Source organism: Kitasatospora sp. NPDC002522 (assembly GCF_053595195.1).
The window spans coordinates 34,798-52,043 of record NZ_JBSFXE010000039.1 but is presented as its reverse complement, the minus strand read 5'-3'; the positions used below and the strand labels follow the sequence as shown (position 1 = coordinate 52,043).

The 17,246-nt window shown below is 74.5% G+C and carries 12 protein-coding genes; 4 read left to right on the top strand and 8 right to left on the bottom strand.

All coding sequences use genetic code 11. The features are described from left to right. Positions 1–63: 63 nt before the first annotated feature. Positions 64–1,647, bottom strand: a complete 1,584-nt coding sequence (gene eccB / locus ACWD4U_RS27645) for a type VII secretion protein EccB (protein WP_363458232.1) — start codon at positions 1,645–1,647, stop codon at positions 64–66. 368 nt (positions 1,648–2,015) lie between these two features. Here eccB and eccE point away from each other — a divergent pair, with 368 nt between their 5' ends. From eccE to ACWD4U_RS27630, 3 genes are all read left to right on the top strand, one after another. Next, positions 2,016–3,278, top strand: coding sequence for a type VII secretion protein EccE (gene eccE, locus ACWD4U_RS27640; protein ID WP_363458229.1), 1,263 nt, complete (start codon positions 2,016–2,018; stop codon positions 3,276–3,278). Beyond that, positions 3,278–4,039, top strand: coding sequence for a hypothetical protein (locus ACWD4U_RS27635; protein ID WP_363458227.1), 762 nt, complete (start codon positions 3,278–3,280; stop codon positions 4,037–4,039). Before eccE ends, ACWD4U_RS27635 begins: the two co-directional genes overlap by 1 nt. 136 nt (positions 4,040–4,175) lie before the next feature. Next, a complete protein-coding gene (locus tag ACWD4U_RS27630) occupies positions 4,176–6,116 on the top strand; it encodes a nucleotide-binding protein (RefSeq protein ID WP_449787331.1) in 1,941 nt (646 codons plus the stop codon). 81 nt (positions 6,117–6,197) lie between these two features. Here the strand turns inward: ACWD4U_RS27630 and ACWD4U_RS27625 are convergent, their stop codons facing one another. Together ACWD4U_RS27625 and ACWD4U_RS27620 are read right to left on the bottom strand one after the other, a co-directional pair. After that, positions 6,198–7,142, bottom strand: a complete 945-nt coding sequence (locus tag ACWD4U_RS27625; protein WP_363458224.1) for a bifunctional riboflavin kinase/FAD synthetase — start codon at positions 7,140–7,142, stop codon at positions 6,198–6,200. Between the two features lie 64 nt (positions 7,143–7,206). Then, on the bottom strand, positions 7,207–10,803 hold the full coding sequence (locus tag ACWD4U_RS27620) for a hypothetical protein (RefSeq protein WP_363458222.1): 3,597 nt from the start codon (positions 10,801–10,803) through the stop codon (positions 7,207–7,209). 349 nt (positions 10,804–11,152) lie between these two features. Between ACWD4U_RS27620 and ACWD4U_RS27615 the strand changes: the two genes are divergently transcribed. Continuing rightward, on the top strand, positions 11,153–11,671 hold the full coding sequence (locus ACWD4U_RS27615; protein WP_363458219.1) for a GNAT family N-acetyltransferase: 519 nt from the start codon (positions 11,153–11,155) through the stop codon (positions 11,669–11,671). Between the two features lie 97 nt (positions 11,672–11,768). Here the strand turns inward: ACWD4U_RS27615 and truB are convergent, their stop codons facing one another. From truB to infB, 5 genes are all read right to left on the bottom strand, one after another. Further along, entirely contained in the window at positions 11,769–12,674 is a 906-nt protein-coding gene (truB, locus tag ACWD4U_RS27610; RefSeq protein ID WP_363458216.1) for a tRNA pseudouridine(55) synthase TruB, read from the bottom strand. 106 nt (positions 12,675–12,780) lie between these two features. Then, complete coding sequence (locus ACWD4U_RS27605; protein WP_363458214.1) at positions 12,781–13,917, bottom strand: DHH family phosphoesterase; 1,137 nt, start codon at positions 13,915–13,917, stop codon at positions 12,781–12,783. Positions 13,918–13,919: 2 nt separating this feature from the next. Beyond that, positions 13,920–14,366 (bottom strand): 30S ribosome-binding factor RbfA, encoded by a 447-nt coding sequence (rbfA, locus tag ACWD4U_RS27600; protein WP_363458211.1) that lies wholly within the window; start codon positions 14,364–14,366, stop codon positions 13,920–13,922. 140 nt (positions 14,367–14,506) lie between these two features. Beyond that, positions 14,507–14,800 carry a DUF503 domain-containing protein gene (locus tag ACWD4U_RS27595; RefSeq protein WP_363458208.1) on the bottom strand — a complete coding sequence of 98 codons (294 nt, stop codon included), beginning with the start codon at positions 14,798–14,800 and terminating at the stop codon, positions 14,507–14,509. A gap of 120 nt (positions 14,801–14,920) precedes the next feature. Beyond that, positions 14,921–17,246, bottom strand: a 2,326-nt coding sequence (infB, locus tag ACWD4U_RS27590) for a translation initiation factor IF-2 (RefSeq protein ID WP_449787330.1), incomplete at its 5' end; no start/stop codon positions are given.

The window sequence follows — 17,246 nt, the reverse complement described above, 5'->3', positions numbered from 1 at the left end:
CACCGGGTAGCGGGTAGTTACCAGACCATGACACTGAACTCCCGCACGGCCGTTGACGGTCCGTCAGGCGTTCTGCGCCTGAACTGCGGTGTTGGTGTTGAGCACCGGCCCGGCGGGCACCAGGTCGGTCCACTTCTTCGACACCTGGACGGCCGTCACGGACTTGTAGCCCAGTCGCGCCTGGGACTCGTTGGCGCTCTTCTTGTCGCCGCCCTGCGGGTCGGCCGGGGCCTGACTGGCCGTCTGGCCGTTGCCGCCGTCGGCGTTGGCGGGCAGCGAGTAGCGCAGTCCGGCGTCGGTGATCAGGAAGTCGCTGCCGGAGCTCGCGGCGGCGTCCGGGGTGAGGGTGTCGCCCTCCATCGCCCGGAACAGTAGGCCGTGACCCGCCGTCACGTGGGCGGTGGAGGCGCCCGGGTTGACCTGCGCCGGGTACTCGGTGTGCGCCCACACCGAGCGCTTGATGTTGCCGTGGTCGTCGTAGCCGTTGAACGTCGAGCAGATCACCGTACGGGCCTTGTCACCGATGTTGACCGCGGGCGACGCCACCTGGGGCAGCTTCTTGTCCACGTCCATCATCGACTTCTCGATCTTCGACTGGAGCCGGTTGTTGTCGGCCGGGCTCATCTCGGCGTAGACCGGCACGGCCTGGTTGTAGGCGACCGCCTCGGCCGGGTCGAGGCGGATCAACTCGGCCTGGAACGGGGTGATCTGGAACAGCTTGTTCAGGCCCACCACGTAGTAGCTGTCCTGGAACTTCAGCAGTCGGCCGACCTTCTCCTCGGCGTCCTGGGACAGGTCCACCGAGGACTTCACCACCTGGGTGCTCTTGAAGTCGGGGATGTCCGGGAAGCCGATCGGCTCGCCGTCCGCCAGGGTGTCCAGCCACTCCTTGGTGACCTGCTGCGGCTTCGAGTCCTGCTTGAACAGCGCCGTCTCCAGCGCCGCCCGCTCACGCTCGGAGGTGTCCAGGCGGCCGACCGCGTGCTTCCTGCCCTGGCCGTCGACCAGGTACACCGAGCCCGGGTGACCGGCCTCCTGGGGTCCCTGGACGAACAACGACTGACCGTCGCCCACCAGCCGGTCGGCCTGGGTGAGCGTCTTGGCCTCGTCGTCCGCGGCGATGAACACCGACTGGCTGACGTTGGCCTGGGTGTTCCCCTCACCGAGCTTGTCGCACACCGACCAGAGCTTGGCCTTGCCCGCGTCGTCCGGCTTGGGCAGCCGGTCCGGGGCGTAGGGGATGCCGATGGTCGCACCGTGGTGCGGGTACTTGTCCAGTACGTCGTCGGCGACGATCTGCACCGGCGCGTCGGCCTGCAGCACCAGCCGCGCCGAGGACATGTTGAGCACCTGGTGCAGGTAGCCGACGCCCTTCTCGTCCTTGAGCATCACGTACCGGGTGGTCGAGGTCTTGCCCTGGAGGATCGCCTTGCCGCTGTCCCACCCGGGCGGGGCGCTCGGCTTGAGCACCCCCCACATGCCGAATCCCGCCACCAGTACGGCCGCCACCACGAAGCTCGGCAGCACCGCGCGGACCGGGCGCGGCGCGTCCTCGTCGTTGCCCCCGCCACTCGGCTGCAGGAAGGCGCCGACCATCCGCTTGCGAGCGAAGGTGTAGGCGTTCAGCTCGTCCCGGCGTGATGCCATGCTCGTCCCCGTCTCCCCTGTACGACCCGTCCCTGCGGGTCTCAACACGCTTGTCCCGTCCGTGAGTCTGCCACCCGGCGGGCACTCGGTGCGGTCAACCCTCTACGATGCGGCAGCAGACGGTGAGTACGGTAACGGGTAGGGTCCGTCGGTCCACCAACCGGGCCGCCGAACGCGCCGTCCGGCCCGACACCCGGGTCGGCACGGGGATCTGACGAGAGATCTGCAGCAGAGAGAGGGCAAATCGGGGGATGCCAAGCCAGTCCGCTCCAGCACGACGCTCCACCTCGCACGGCCGGAGGCCGGACGCCTCGGGCGGACGTCGGGCGCGCACCGCCCCGGCGGCCGTCCCGACCGGCCCGGTCGGGATGAGGCTGCTGCCCAGGCCCGGCCTGCTCGGCCGCCGCCTGGAACTCCAGCAGATCGTCCAACTCGAGGTCGCCGCCGCCCTGGTGGCGGTCGGATGGACGATCAGCACGATGATGGCGATGGTCTTCGCGGTGCCCGCCGCGGTGCTGACCGTGATCGCCCTGCTGCGGCTCGGCGGGCGCACCGCCGGCGACGCGGTGGGCGTCCGCTCCACGTACAACTCCCGCCGCCGGGAAGCGAAGTACAACGTCCCGCCGCCCGGCACCGACCCGGCGCTGGCGCCGGTGATGGAGCTGGAGCCGGCCCTGCGGACGTACACCCACGCGACCGAGACCGACCTCGGCGACGGCCGTCCGCTGCGCCGGGAGACCGGCATGGTCGGCGACGGCACCTTCCTCACCTCGGTGCTGCTGGTGCAGGCCAAGGACCAGCCGCTGCGCCCGAGCCGGGCCGCCTCGCCGCTGCCGCTGGACCTGATCTGCTCGGCGCTGCAGGTCGACGACATCACGCTGGAGTCGGTGCAGCTGGTGCAGCACACCCAGCCCGCGCCGGCGCCGCACCTGCCCGAGCACTCGCTGGCCTCCCGCGGGTACCAGCAGGTGCCCGGCGGTGTGCACACCCCCGGGCTGCGGCTGACCTGGGTCGCGCTGAAGCTCGACCCGGAGCGCGCCGCCACCGCCGTGCTGGCCCGCGGCGGCGGCGAGGAGGGCGCCCGCAAGACCCTGCAGCGGGTCACCGACCAGCTGGCCGGGCGGCTGAACAGCGCCGGCTTCACCGCGACCGTGCTGGACGAGCGGGAGTTGATCGCGGCGCTGGCCATCTCGGTCTGCGCCAACCCGATGGCGGTGGCCGGCCGGCAGGGCTCCGGCGGCGGCGGGGTCGGCGCGCGCCGGGCCCAGGAGTCGGCGAAGTTCTGCCGGATCGACGACCGCTGGCACACCACCTTCTGGGTCTCCAAGTGGCCGACGCTGTCCCGGCCCGGCGGCGGGAACGGCCGGATCGCCGCGCCGGAGCTGGTCAACCAGCTCACCGGCACCCCGGCGTTCGCCTCCACCTTCTCGGTCACCGCCAGCCAGGCACTGGGCGGTTCGGTGGCGCTCAGCGGCCACGTCCGGCTGACCGGCCGCAGCGAGAGCGAGGTCGCGCAGGTGGGCCGCCTGGTGGAGTCCCGCGCCCAGCAGACCGGTACCTCGCTGACCCGCCTCGACCTGGAGCACGCCCCCGGGCTGCTCGCCACGCTGCCCCTGGGAGGGACCGCCTGATGGCCTACCAGACCTACCACGGCCAGTCCCCGCAGCCGGTCGAGCAGTCCCGTACCCCCCGCATCCGCCCGGGCTTCGGCCTGCGCGGCCCGCGCCGGGAGAAGCACGTCCTGCCGGTCGAGGACCTCGCCGCGCTGTCCTTCCCGGTCGGCGACGACGGCGTGGTCATCGGCATGGACCAGCAGCAACAGCCCGCGGTGATGGGCCTGTTCCGGCCGTCCGCGTACGAGGTGGTGCTGGTCGGCGGCATGTGGACGGCGCAGCTGATCGCCCTGCGGGCCGCCGCCACGGGGGCGCGGATCGCGGTGGAGACCGGCCGTCCGCAGGCCTGGGCGCCGATGGCGCAGGCCGCGGGCGGCGGGCAGCCGTGCGTGACGGTCCACCAGGTGGGCCGGCTCGGAGCGCAGGGCGCCTCGGTGGCGTCGCCCGTTCTGGTGGTGCGCGACCTGGGCGCCCGTCCCTCCCGCAGCCGGCTGTCGGCGACGCCGTGGCAGACCACGCTGACCGTGCTGCCGTACCTGGGCCCGAACGCCAACCGGGTGCTGAACGCCGCGGACCTGGTGGGCCTGCAGCGGGTCTCCCCGCAGGAGGCGGAACTGGTCGGGCGGCTGTTCTCGCTGGGCCCCGGCGACATCACCACGCTGCCGACGCTGCCGGACAACGTCACGCTGTGGGCGACCCGGATGCGCCGCCAGTACGTGATGACCAACCAGGGCGAGGCCGAGACCCAGGTCCTGGGCGGCCCGCGCCGCATGGACTGACCGGGTACGGCCCTTTCGGGCCGCACCGAACCGCCGTGAGGTCGGGCACCGCCTTCAGTGCGGGCCCGCTCACGGCCTAGTCTTGTTGCCCGAAGGCAACCGCCGGAGCAGCTTCGGCGAGAACGAGGGAGCCCAAGTGAGCAGCGATCGGGACGGCGTCTACGTCGGCGACAACGCGGCCGAGGACGACGAGGACTGGTCCGACGCGCCGGATTACACTCCCCCGTCCTGGTACACCCAGAGCGCTGCCCCGGGCACCGGTGCGCCCCAGGCCGCGCCACCGCAGCAGCAGGCCGCCCCGCCGCAGGTGCCGCAGCAGCAGGCCGCGCCGCAGCAGGTGCCGCCGACCCCGCCGGTCGCCGAGTCCGCCCCGCAGCCCGCCCCGCCCGTGCCGGACACGGCCCAGCCGCCGGTGCCGCAACCCGTGCCGGACGCCGGGCAGCCGCCGGTGCCGCAGCCGGTCCCGAACGCGGGTCCGCCGGTGCCGCCGCCCGCGGACCCGGCCCAGCCGCCGGTGCCGCAGCCCGTGCCGGAGCAGAACGCCCAGGCGCAGTCCGGCGGCGCGGTGCCGCCGGTGCCGGTGCCGCCCTCCGAGCAGACCGTGCAGCAGGTGCCGCCGCAGCAGCAGCCGTACCCGCAGCAGCAGGCCCCGCAGCCCTACCCCCCGCAGAACCCGCAGCAGCAGCCCTGGCCGCCGCAGCAGCAGCCGTACCCGCAGCAGCAGGCCCCGCAGCCCTACCCCCCGCAGAACCCGCAGCAGCAGCCCTGGCCGCCGCAGCAGCCGGTCGACCCGCGGGCGGGCGGCTGGCCGCCGCCGCAGCAGCAGCAGCCGCAGTACCCGCAGCCCGGTCCGCACAACGCTCCGCAGGCGCCGGCCCAGTTCCAGCAGGGCGGCCCGGGGCCGACCGCGCACGGCGCGGCGCTGGGCTACACCGCCGCGGTGGAGCTCTCCTCGGACCGGCTGCTGCGCGGCCAGCCGAAGGCGCAGAAGCAGCCGCGTTTCCAGTTCGGCGGCAAGGCGGCGCAGGCCGACAAGGCGCAGAAGCTGGAGCTGATCCGGCAGCCGGTGATGTCCTGCTACCGGATCGCGGTGATCAGCCTCAAGGGCGGCGTCGGTAAGACCACGACCACCACCTCGCTGGGCGCGACGCTGGCCAGCGAGCGGCAGGACAAGGTCATCGCGATCGACGCCAACCCGGACGCGGGCACCCTGGGCCGCCGGATCAAGCGGCAGACCGGTGCGACCATCCGCGACCTGGTGACGGCGATCCCGCACATCCGCAGCTACATGGACATCCGTCAGTTCACCTCGCAGGACCCGAACTCGGGCCTGGAGATCGTGGCGAACGACGTCGACCCGGCGGTCTCCACCACCTTCGACGACTCGGACTACCGGCAGGTGATCCAGGCGCTCGGCCAGCACTACCCGATCATCCTGACCGACTCCGGCACCGGCCTGCTGTACTCGGCGATGCGCGGGGTGCTGGACCTGGCGGACCAGCTGATCGTGGTGGCCACGCCCAGCGTGGACGGCGCCAGCAGTGCCTCCACCACGCTGGACTGGCTCTCCGCGCACGGCTACGCGGACCTGGTGCAGCGGTCGATCACGGTGGTCTCCGGGGTGCGCGAGACCAGCAAGATGATCAAGGTCGAGGACATCGTGGCGCACTTCCAGACCCGCTGCCGCGGCGTCGTGGTGGTGCCGTTCGACGAGAGCCTGGCGGCCGGCGCCGAGGTCAACCTGGCGATGATGCGGCCCAAGGTGCGCGAGGCGTACTTCGAGCTGGCGGCGCTGGTCGGCGAGGACATCGCCCGGGCCCAGCACCAGGCCGGCTGGCAGGCCCAGCAGAACTGGCAGCAGCAGCAGCCCCAGCAGCAGCCGTACCCCCCGCAGGGCGGGTACCCGCAGCAGGGCGGCTACCCGGCGCCCGGCCAGCCGTGGCAGCAGCAGCCGCCGCAGCAGTACCCGCAGCAGGGCGGCTACCCGCAGCAGGCCCCGCCGCCCGGCTACGGGTACCCGCCGCCGCAGGAGCAGCCGCCGCCGGGCTACGGCTACCCGCCGCCGCACCAGGGCTGACCGGCACGACGAAGCCGCCCGCGGAGCTCAGGCTCCGCGGGCGGCTTCGTGCTTGACGGTGGATCGGGATCCGACGACGGGTCAGGCCTGGTCGGTGAGTTCGCGGGCGCGCTTCACGTCGTCGGCCATCCGCTCCAGCAGCGCGTCGATGGAGTCGAACTTCTCCATCCCGCGCAGCCAGGCCAGGAAGTCCACGGCGACGTGCTGGCCGTACAGGTCGAGGCCGACCCGGTCGATGGCGTACGCCTCCACGGTGCGGGCGGTGCCGTCGAAGGTCGGGTTGGTGCCGACCGAGATCGCGGCGGGCATCCGCTCGCCGTCGGCGGTCAGCCAGCCCGCGTACACGCCGTCGGCGGGGATCGCCGAGTGCGCGACGGTGTCCACGTTGGCGGTGGGGAAGCCGAGTTCACGTCCGCGCTGGGCGCCGCGGACCACCTCGCCCTCGACCCGGTGCGGACGGCCGAGGATCTCCGCGACGCCGGCCATGTCGCCGGCCGCGACCAGCCGGCGGCACAGGCTGGAGGAGAACGGCTCGCCGTCCCCGGCCGCGCCGCGCACCTGCAGGTCGACCACCTCGACGTCGAAGTCGGCGCTCCGGCCGATCTCGGCGAGCAGCGCGACGTTGCCCGCCGCCTTGTGCCCGAACCGGAAGTTGGGGCCCTCCACCACCGTCTTCGCGCGCAGCGCGTCGACCAGCACCGACTGCACGAAGAACTCCGGCGACTCCTTGGAGAACTCGGCGGTGAACGGCAGCACCAGCACCGCGTCCACCCCGAGCTGCTCGACCAGTTCGGCCCGGCGCGGCTGCGGCGCCAGCAGCGGCGGGTGGCTGCCCGGCCGGACCACCTCGCTCGGGTGCGGGTCGAAGGTGACCACCACGGACTTCGCGCCGAGTGCGCGGGCCCGCTCCACCACCCGGTTGATGATCAACTGGTGGCCGCGGTGGACCCCGTCGAACGATCCGATGGTGACGACGCTGCGTCCCCAGTCCCCCGGGATCTCCTCCAGGCCACGCCAGCGCTGCACCCTGACCGCTCCTTGTTCCTATGGTGTGCACCGCCGGTGCACTCGAACAACCAAACCTGAACCCCTATAGCGTGCCATGCGCCCGCCCCTGCCTAGGCACCGGAAGGCCCCCGGTGTGACCGGTCAGACCGCCGGCCGGTCGATCCACCTGCCGTTCCGCCTCCGCGGCGGCGTACTGCGGGTCCCGGCCGGCCGCGGTGAGCGCCCGCATCCGGGTCAGCCGCGGGCCGTCGGGCGGCGGCGGGGCGTCCGGCGGCCAGTCGGCCAGCAGCCGGGCGAAGCCCGCGTACCGGCCCGCGCAGTGCACCAGCGCGGCGTCCGCGGCGGGCCAGCGCCCGGCGATCCGGCGCAGCAGCTCGTACAGCCGTCCCGGCTGGTACCCGGCGTGCCCGGCGGCCAGCGCGGTCACCACGGCGTCCAGCACCTGCGGGTCGCGCTCGGCGGCCAGCAGGGTGTCCAGCAGCCGTTCCCGGCTCGCGCCCGGCGCGGCCAGCACCGGCGCGAAGTGCGCCCGCGCTGCCGGTTCGGCGGCCAGCACCGCCGACAGCAGCGGGCGGCCGTCCCGGCCCGCGGCCAGCAGCCGGTCCAGGTAGTCGGCGATCTGCCGGGCCCGCTCGGGGCGTTCGCGCAGCAGATCGGCGGCGAACAGCACGCCCGAGCGCACCACCGCCGGGTCCGCCGCCCCGTCCAGCACCCGCAGGCCGTCCCCGACCCGCGCCCCCGGTACCGCCAGCCGTTCCCGCACCGCGGACAGCACCTGAGCGGTGTGCTCCTCCACCAGCTCCCCCAGCACCTGCTCGGTCAGGAACGGGTCGCCCGCCCGGTACGCGGCCAGCGCCGCCTCCAGGTGCTCCGCGCGGCCCTGCGGGTCCCGGACCAGCAGCGCCAGCGCCGCGCCGTGCAGCCCCGGTTCGTCCTCCCGGGCCAGCAGGGTCCGCGCCGCCAGCCGCAGCAGCTTCGCCCCCGACCCGCTGGCGTACGGCGCCGCGCGCAGCGCGTGCACCGCCGCCGCCACGTGCCGCTCCGGGCGCGGGTCGTGGCTCCACCGGTCCACGGCCCGGCACAGCGCCGACGGCTCGCGTTCGGCGAGCCGGCCGAGCAGCCGGTCGGCGCGCGGCTGTGCCACCCCGACCAGAGCCTCCGTCAGTTCGTCCAGCGCCAGCGCCCGGTGCTCGTACAGCAGCTCGTCCGCGAGGTCCGCCACGGCCGGCTCGGGGTGCTCGTACCACCGGCACACCAGCGGCACCACGCGCCGCGGATCGGCCGTGAGCAGCTCCGCGGCCACCGCGCGGAACACCTCGCCGCGGCCCGCCCCCGCCGCGAGGCGGCCCAGCAGGGCCACCCGCTCCGCGGCGGGCAGCGGCAGCCCCGCCCAGAAGGCCGACCCGAACCGCTCGTCCCGCCCGGCCCGCTCCGCCAGCAGCCCCAACAGCTCGTCGTGGACCGCCGGTTCCGGGCTCCCCGCCACGCCCGCGACCAGCAGCCGCCCGGCCCACCAGTCCACCTCCCCGCCCGGCTCCGCCCGCTCCAGCGCCCGCCGGATCCGGTGCAGCCACACGTCCAGCGCGGCCGCCCCCCGCGCCACCCCCACCCGCCGCAGCGCCCCCGCCACCACCCCGACCCGCCCGCGCCCGACGCCCCCGACGCCGCCCTGACGGACGGTCACCTCCGGCGCGGCGACCACACCCGGGGACGGCTCCGGGGACGGCTCCCGCGACTCGCCGACCGGCCCGTCCGCGTCCGCGTCCGCGTCCGGCGGTACGGTCGCGACCCGCCCGTCGGACTCGCCCGCGCTCCCCGCGCCGCCACCGCCCGCCTCCGCTCCCCGCTCGCCGGTCCTCTCGCCGTCCTCCGTCCCCTCCTCCAGTACCAGGCGCAGCGCCGCGTCCAGGTCCAGGTGCAGGCTCTGCAGCCACTCGCCCCACTCCTCGTGGCCCACCCGATGTCCGGCGCCCGCCGGGACCAGCACGCGTTCCTCGCGGACCGCCCGCGCCCAGCCGCCCGCCGCCGGGAACAGGCGGTCGAACTCCTCTGCGGGCAGCGCCCCGTCGCCCGCGCCGAGCATCAGCCGGGCGGCCTCGTGCAGGCGGCCCGCGGCGACCGCCGCGAGTCGCCGGACCTGGCGGGGGTCGGCGCCGGGTGGCACGGGGTCGCCGCGGCGGTGGCGGCGCTGGCCGCCGGGGGTGAGCGCGACCCGGCGGGCGATCGCCAGGCAGGCCAGGTCCAGCCAGCCGCCGAAGAGTTCGGGCCGGTCGGCGACCGGGCCGCGGGCGCCGGCGGTGCGCAGGTCGCCGGCCAGCCGCAGCGCCAGCGGGTGGCCGCGGTCCGCGTCGGCCAGGTAGTCCTCCGGCAGGCCGTAGCGGCGTCCGGCGCGGGTCGCCGCGTCGTCGGTGAGCGGGCCGAGCCACAGCGCCCGGGCGGCGGTGCGCCAGGGGCCGAGTTGGTCCCAGCCGTCCGGCCGGCAGGCGACCAGGGCGCGGGTGCGGTTCTCGCCCAGCCAGTCCAGTCCGGCGGCCAGCCAGCGCGCCGAGAGCGCGAGCGGCGCCTCCTCCGGCCCGTCCAGGATCACCAGCAGCGACCGCCCGGCTTCCGCGCAGAGTTCGGCGAGCTCGCCGGGTTCGACCGCGGGTACGCCCAGGACGCCCGCCGCGACGGCGAGTTGGCGGCGCAGCGTGTCGCCGAGCGAGCGGTCCCCGGCGGCCAGGTCGGCGCCCCGCAGCCAGACCGTCGGCAGCGGGTGCGGCCCGCCCGCGCGGCGGACGGCGAGCGCGGCGAGTTCGGTGGTGCGGCCGCTGCCGCTGTCGCCGAGCAGCGCGGTCAGGGTGTCCTGCGGCTCCTCGCCGCTCAGGCCGTCCGGGCGGTCGACCCGGTCCGCGGCGAGGTCGGCGATCCGCCCGGGCCCGGCCACCGCGCGCTCCAGCTGGACGGCGGCCAGCCGCAGCGCCCCGCCCAGGTTGAGTGCCCGCCCGAAGGCCGGCGCCGCGGCCGCGTTGCGCACCAGCAGCCTCCCCAGCAGCACGCCGTCCGACTCCCCGCCGTCCGACTCCCCGCCACCTGACTGATCGTCATCACGCGCTCCCGGGCGCGGCCCCGCGTCCTGCCGGCTCAGCGGGACGGCCGCCACTCCGCGCCCTCCGGCCACCATCCGCGCCCGGGGGGCGATGACGGCGAACACCGCCCCGGTCTCGGCGTCCAGCACCGGCGCCCCGGCGGGCGGCGTCACGGGCAGGTCGAGCAGCAGCACCCCGGGGACGGGGCGGGCCGCGGCGCCGTCGCCGAAGGCGCCGGTCTCCCGGCCGCCGACGCTGCCCTGGACCAGGACCGGCGCGCCGTCCTCCCAGCGCTGGTGCGCCACCGCCACCTGCCGGGCGGAGGTGTCGCGTGCGATCGGGAGGGCAGGGCCCGGGACCCCGCCGACGGCGGCCGTGCGCAGCAGCGCGAGGCCCCGCGCGGGCAGCAGGTCGACGCTCTCCGGGCCGAGCACCCGGGACTGGCCGCCGGGCGTGTGCAGGACCACCCTGGGCAGTCCGGCCACCGCCTCGTGCGCGGTGACCACGGTGCCGTGCCGATCGGCGACGAACCCCAGCCCGCACAGCCGCCCGTGCAGGTCCCGGATGCGCAGCAGCGCCTGCGTCGGGTCCACCGCGAAGCCGTCGCCCATCCGCCCAGTCCTCCCGCAGGGCCGCGCGCGGGCCCTCCCGGAGCCGCGTACGGCCGCCGTACACGCCGCGGTCAGCTTGCCCCCCACCGCCCCCACGGCACCTCGCACGCCCCATTCACCACACCCGTTCACCTCGCGCGCCCCTGCCCGGCCGCCACGAGCCGTCCGGACGCCCGGTGCGCCCGGACGGGCGGGCGGCCCTGACGACCCGTCGGCGCGAAGGGCCGGACGCCGACGAACGGCTGCCGACACTCCCCGACACCCGACGGCCCGCGTGCGGGCCCGGTCCAGCGCCACCCCCGCGCAATCCGCTCGCCCGGCCCGCACCGCCCTGCCAGACTCGACCGCCATGGACGTACGCCTGGAACCCTGGTCCGACGCCCACCTCGACCTGCTGCTCCGCATCAACACCCCGCTGATGCGCCGGCACGTCGGCGGCCCGGAGACCCCCGCGCAGGTGCGGGAGCGGCACCGCCGCTACCTCGGACTCCCGGCGCTCGGCGGCACGATGTTCGCGGTCCTCGCCGATGGCGCCGAGGCCGGGTCGATCGCCTACCACCGGCGCGAGTGGCAGGGCGCGGAGATCTACGAGACCGGCTGGAACGTGCTGCCCGACTTCCAGGGCCGCGGAGTGGCCCTGGCCGCCGGTCGCGCCCTGCTCGCCGAGCTGCGCGCCGCCGTCGCGGCGGACCCGGCCGCGCCGGGCGTGCTGCACGCCTTCCCCGCCGTCGACAACGCCCCGTCCAACGCCCTCTGCGCCCGCCTGGACTTCGACAACGCCGGCCCCTGCGCGTTCGAGTACCCGCGGGGTTCGGGCCGGTTCCTGCACAGCAACGACTGGCGCCTGCCGCTGCGACCCGAAAGCTGACAGACCGAGCGCTGACGGACCGGGAGCTAACGGACCGGGAGCTAACGGACCGAGCGCTGGCAGACCGAGCGCTGGCGGACCGAGCGCTGACGGACCGTCAGCCGACGAAGACCGCGACCGGCTTGGCCTTGCCCTCGCTCTCCTCGATCAGCGCGAGGAACTTCCCGTCCGGGTCGAAGACCGCGATCGGGCCGTCCACGCCGAGGCCGGGGGCGGCCAGCCGCATGCCGTTGGAGAGCAGCCGGGCCTGCTCGGCGTCGACGTCCCAGCGCGGGAAGGCGGCCGCCGCGGCCTCGGCGATCGGCAGCACCTCGAGCTTCTCCTCCAGCTGCTCCAGGGTGCGCGCCGACTCGACCGAGTACGGCCCCACCTTGGTGCGCCGCAGCGCGGTCAGGTGGCCGCCGACGCCGAGCGCCGCGCCCAGGTCCCGGGCCAGCGCCCGGATGTACGTGCCGGAGGAGCACTCCACGGTGACGTCCAGGTCGAGCACCGGGGTGCCGTCCTCGGCGACCGCGGCCCGCGACTCGTGCACCGTGAAGGAGTACACCGTGGTCGGCCGCGCGGCCAGCTCGAAGTCCTCGCCCTCGCGCACCCGCGCGTACGACCGCTTCCCGTCGATCTTGATCGCGCTGACCTTCGACGGCACCTGCATGATCTCGCCGGTGAGCGCCGCGATCCCGTCGTCGACCGCCTCCCGCGACACCCCGTCGGCGGGGGTCGAGGCGGTGACCTCGCCCTCGCGGTCGTCGGTGACCGTGGTCTGGCCGAGCCGGACGGTCGCCTCGTAGGTCTTGGCGGTGAGCATCAGGTGGCCGAGCAGCCGGGTGGCCCGCTCGACGCCGATCACCAGCACGCCGGTCGCCATCGGGTCGAGGGTGCCGGCGTGGCCGACCTTCCGGGTACCGGCCAGCCAGCGGAGCTTGGCGACCACCCCGTGCGAGGTGATGCCCTCCGGCTTGTCGACGATGACCAGCCCGTCCGGGCCCGTCCCTTTACGCTTCATCGCTTCATTCCCGTTCCACCGCCCGTGCGGCCCGACCGGCCGAACCGCACGAGCCTAGCGCGCACGCCGCACCGCCCGTGCCGCCCGCGACCCGGACCGGCCCGGGCTACGCCTGCGGCGCCGCCTCGGCGAGCGCCACCCGGAACCGCTCCACGGTCTCCTCGACGCCGTCCCGGGTACTGAACCCGGCCGCGTACACGTGCCCGCCGCCACCGAGCCGGGCACACGCCGCGGCGACGTCCACCGCGCCCTTGGAACGGCAGGAGCCACGCAGCGTGCCGTCCGGGTCCTGCTTGAGCACCAGCGCCACCTCCGCCTCGGCGGGGCGCCGCAGCACGTCGATCAGGCCCTCGATCTCCTCCACCGTGACGCCGAACAGCGCCAGGTCCTGGTACGGCACCCAGGTCCACACCAGCCCGCGCCCGCCGGCCTCCTCCGGTTCGAAGGCGGCCCGCTCCAGCGCCCCGGCCAGCACCTTGAGGTAGCCGAACGAGGAGGTGTCCCAGAGCTGACGGGAGATCAGGTCGTGCCGGATCCCGGTGGCCAGCATCCGCCCGGCCATCTCGTGGGTGGCGGGCGTGGTCGCCCGGTACTTGAACGAGCCGGTGTCGGTGGCGATGCCGGTGTACAGGCAGGCGGCGATCTCCTGGTCCAGCGGGACCCGCAGCCGACGCAGCAGCTCGTCGACCAGCACCGCGGTGGCCGGCGCACCGGGGTCGATCAGCCGGACGGTGCCGAAGCCGGGGTTGGAGGCGTGGTGGTCGAAGACCACCAGCGCGCCGGCCGCGAAGGCCTTGTCGCGCAGCAGCCCGAGCCGCTCCTCCGAGGCGGCGTCGAAGCCGAGCACCAGCTCGGGCCGGTCGGGCACCGCGGCGGCCGGCACGATCAGCTCCTGCCCGGGCAGGAAGGACAGCGACTCGGGGATCACCTGCGGGTCGTCGCCGAACGACACCCGCACCCGCTTCCCCAGGCCCCGCAGCGCCAGCCCGGCGGCCAGCGCCGAACCGAGCGCGTCGCCGTCCGGGCAGATGTGGCAGACCAGGTCGATCTCCTCGGCCCGCGCGATCAGGGCCAGCGCGCGCTGCCACTCCGGCTCGAACGCGCTCGGCGCGGCCGCGCCCGGCTCCGGTTCGGATTCGGGCGATGACTCGCTGCGAGGCCCCGGAAGCACCGCGAGGGCGGTCTCCACCTCAACGGTGGAGACCGCCCTCGCGGCGCCGGACCCGGCCGGCTCCCCGGCCATGGTCACTCGTCCTCGTCGGCGTCGCGCTCGGCGCCCGGCGTCCGGTACGGGTCGGACTCGCCGGCGAACGTCGCCCCGGCGGCGGCCGTGCGGACCGCGGCGTCGGACAGCCGCGCCTTGTCCAGCAGGTCGTCGATGTTCCGGGCGTTGTCCGGCAGCGCGTCCGCGACGAAGGTCAGCGTCGGGGTGAAGCGCACCCCGGTCTGCTTGCCGACCTCCGAGCGCAGGATGCCCTTGGCGCTCTCCAGCGCCGCGGCGCTGGACTCCCGCTCGGTCTCGTCGCCGTAGACGGTGTAGAAGACGGTGGCCTCGCGCAGGTCACCGGTCACCCGTGCGTCGGTGATGGTGACGTACCCGAGTCGCGGGTCCTTGATCCGGCGTTGCAGGGTCTCCGCCACGACCACCTGGATGCGGTCGGCGAGCTTGCGCGCCCGTGCGGTGTCGGTCACTGTGCCTCCTCGTGCAGTAGGCGCGGTACCCGGGTCATGACCTCACCCGGTGGGGCCCACTCCCCAACGTACCCGCCCGCGCCCAGCCTTGTGGGCGCTCTCGGTCCTGTTGCGGGTGTGATGGTGCTGACTCCCGCAGGTCAGTCGTCGTCGTGGTGGAAGCGCCTCCGTGCGGAGAGCAGCATCACCTCGGGGCGGCCGGCGACGAGCCGCTCACAGCTGTCCAGGATCTCGGTGACGTACCCGGCGTCGCCGGACACCACCGCACAGCCGATCTCGGCCCTGCGGTGCAGATCCTGGTTCCCGACTTCCGCTGCGCACACGCTGTACTTGCGCTGCAGCTCGGCCACGATGGGCCGCACGATCGAGCGCTTCTCCTTCAACGAGTGAACGTCGCCGAGGAGCAGGTCGAAGGTGAGAGTTCCTACGAACATGCGTGACAGGCCTGGCCGGCCTGGGGGCCTAGAAGGATTCCCGACTGGCAGGAACCCTAACAGCGCGGCCGGGGCCGGTCGACGGGATAATCCCGCCGACCGACCCCGCCTGATCAGCCGTTACGCGCGCGGCTTCTCCCGCATCTCGTAGGTCTCGATGACATCGTCGACCTTGATGTCGTTGAACGAGCCCAGGGTGACACCGGCCTCGAAGCCCTCGCGGACCTCGGTCGCGTCGTCCTTGAACCGTCGCAGACCCTCGATGTTGAGGTTCTCCGCCACGACCTTGCCGTCGCGCAGCAGGCGCGCCTTGGTGTTGCGGCGGATGATGCCCTCGCGGACGAGCACACCGGCGATGTTGCCGAACTTGGAGGAGCGGAACACCTCGCGGATCTCCGCGGAGCCGAGGCGCACCTCCTCGTACTCCGGCTTGAGCAGGCCCTTGAGCGCGGCCTCGATCTCCTCGATCGCCTGGTAGATGACCGAGTAGTACCGGATGTCGACGCCCTCGCGCTCGGCCGCGGTACGCGCACGGCCTTCGGCGCGCACGTTGAAGCCGATGATGATGGCGTCCGAGCCCATCGCCAGGTCCACGTCGGACTCGGTGATGGCACCCACACCGCGGTGCAGGACCCGGAGCTCGACCTCCTCGCCCACGTCGAGCTTGACGAGGGCGTCCTCGAGGGCTTCGACGGAACCGGAGACGTCACCCTTGATGATGAGGTTGAGCTTCTCGATGTTGCCGGCGGCCAGCGCGGCCTCGAAGCCCTCCAGCGACACGCGGACGCGGCGCTGGGCCATCGAGGCGTTGCGGTCGCGGGCGGCGCGCTTCTCGGCGATCTGACGGGCGGTGCGGTCCTCGTCGACGACGATGAAGCTGTCGCCGGCGCGCGGCACCGAGGTCAGACCGAGCAGCAGCACCGGACGGGACGGGCCGGCCTCGGTGAGGCTGTTGCCGTTCTCGTCCAGCATCGCGCGGACGCGGCCGTAGGAGTCGCCGACCACGATCGAGTCGCCGACCCGCAGGGTGCCGCGCTGGACGAGCAGCGTCGCCATGGCGCCGCGGCCCTTGTCCAGGTGCGCCTCGATCGCGATGCCCTGCGCGTCCTGCTCCGGGTTGGCCCGGAGGTCGAGCGAGGCGTCCGCGGTCAGGACCACGGCCTCCAGCAGTTCCTCGATGTTGAGGCCCTGGCGGGCGGAGATGTCGACGAACATGGTGTCGCCGCCGTACTCCTCGGCCACCAGACCGAACTCGGTCAGCTGACCGCGGACCTTGGTCGGGTCAGCGCCCTCGACGTCGATCTTGTTGACCGCGACCACGATCGGCACACCCGCGGCCTTGGCGTGGTTGAGCGCCTCGACCGTCTGCGGCATGACACCGTCGTTGGCCGCGACCACCAGGATCGCGATGTCGGTGGACTTGGCACCACGGGCACGCATGGCGGAGAACGCCTCGTGACCCGGGGTGTCGAGGAAGGTGATCGGGCGCTGCTCGCCGTTCACCTCGGTGACCACCTGGTAGGCACCGATGTGCTGGGTGATGCCGCCGGCCTCGCCCGCGACCACGTTGGTCTTGCGGATCGCGTCCAGCAGTCGGGTCTTACCGTGGTCGACGTGACCCATGACGGTCACCACCGGCGGACGCGGGGCGAGCATCTCCTCGTCGCCCTCGTCGACGCCGAAGTCGATGTCGAACGACTCCAGCAGCTCACGGTCCTCGTCGTCCCGGCTGACGATCTCCAGCACGAAGCCCATCTCGTCCGCCAGCAGCTGCAGCGTGGCGTCGGAGACCGACTGGGTGGCGGTGACCATCTCACCGAGGTTGAACATCACCGAGACGAGCGCGGCCGGGTTGGCGTTGATCTTCTCCGCGAAGTCCGTCAGCGACGCACCGCGCGACAGGCGAACGGTCGAACCGTTGCCGCGCGGCAGCATCACACCGCCGACGGACGGGGCCTGCATGGCCTCGTACTCCTGGCGCTTCGCACGCTTCGACTTGCGACCGCGCGCCGGACGGCCGCCGGGGCCGCGACCGAACGCACCCTGCGTGCCACCACGGGCACCCGGGCCACCGGGACGACCGCCGAAGCCGCCGCCACCACCGGGACGGCCACCGCCGCCACCGAAGCCACCGCCGCCGCCGGCACCCGCGCCACCCGGACGCGGACCGCCGAAGCCGCCGCCACCGGCCGGACGCGAGCCCGGACCGGCCGGACGGCCCTGGAAGCCGGGACGAGCGCCACCCGGAGCACCCGGACGGGCACCCGGGCCACCGCCCGGACGCGGACCCGGACGCGGGCCCGGACCGGCCGGACGCTGCGGCATCATGCCGGGGTTCGGACGGGGCATGCCGGACGGGCTCGGAGCACCCGGGCGCGGACCGGCCGGACGGGGCATCCCGTCGGGACGCGGCGCGCCGGCGCCGGGAGCACCACCGGGACGCGGG

Bases quoted from the DNA above. Each gene is read 5' to 3' on its own strand.
- eccB (WP_363458232.1), bottom strand. From the start codon at position 1,647: ATGGCATCACGCCGGGACGAGCTGAACGCCTACACCTTCGCTCGCAAG.
- eccE (WP_363458229.1), top strand. From the start codon at position 2,016: ATGAGGCTGCTGCCCAGGCCCGGCCTGCTCGGCCGCCGCCTGGAACTC.
- ACWD4U_RS27635 (WP_363458227.1), top strand. From the start codon at position 3,278: ATGGCCTACCAGACCTACCACGGCCAGTCCCCGCAGCCGGTCGAGCAG.
- ACWD4U_RS27620 (WP_363458222.1), bottom strand. From the start codon at position 10,803: ATGGGCGACGGCTTCGCGGTGGACCCGACGCAGGCGCTGCTGCGCATC.
- ACWD4U_RS27615 (WP_363458219.1), top strand. From the start codon at position 11,153: ATGGACGTACGCCTGGAACCCTGGTCCGACGCCCACCTCGACCTGCTG.
- truB (WP_363458216.1), bottom strand. From the start codon at position 12,674: ATGAAGCGTAAAGGGACGGGCCCGGACGGGCTGGTCATCGTCGACAAG.
- ACWD4U_RS27605 (WP_363458214.1), bottom strand. From the start codon at position 13,917: ATGGCCGGGGAGCCGGCCGGGTCCGGCGCCGCGAGGGCGGTCTCCACC.
- ACWD4U_RS27595 (WP_363458208.1), bottom strand. From the start codon at position 14,800: ATGTTCGTAGGAACTCTCACCTTCGACCTGCTCCTCGGCGACGTTCAC.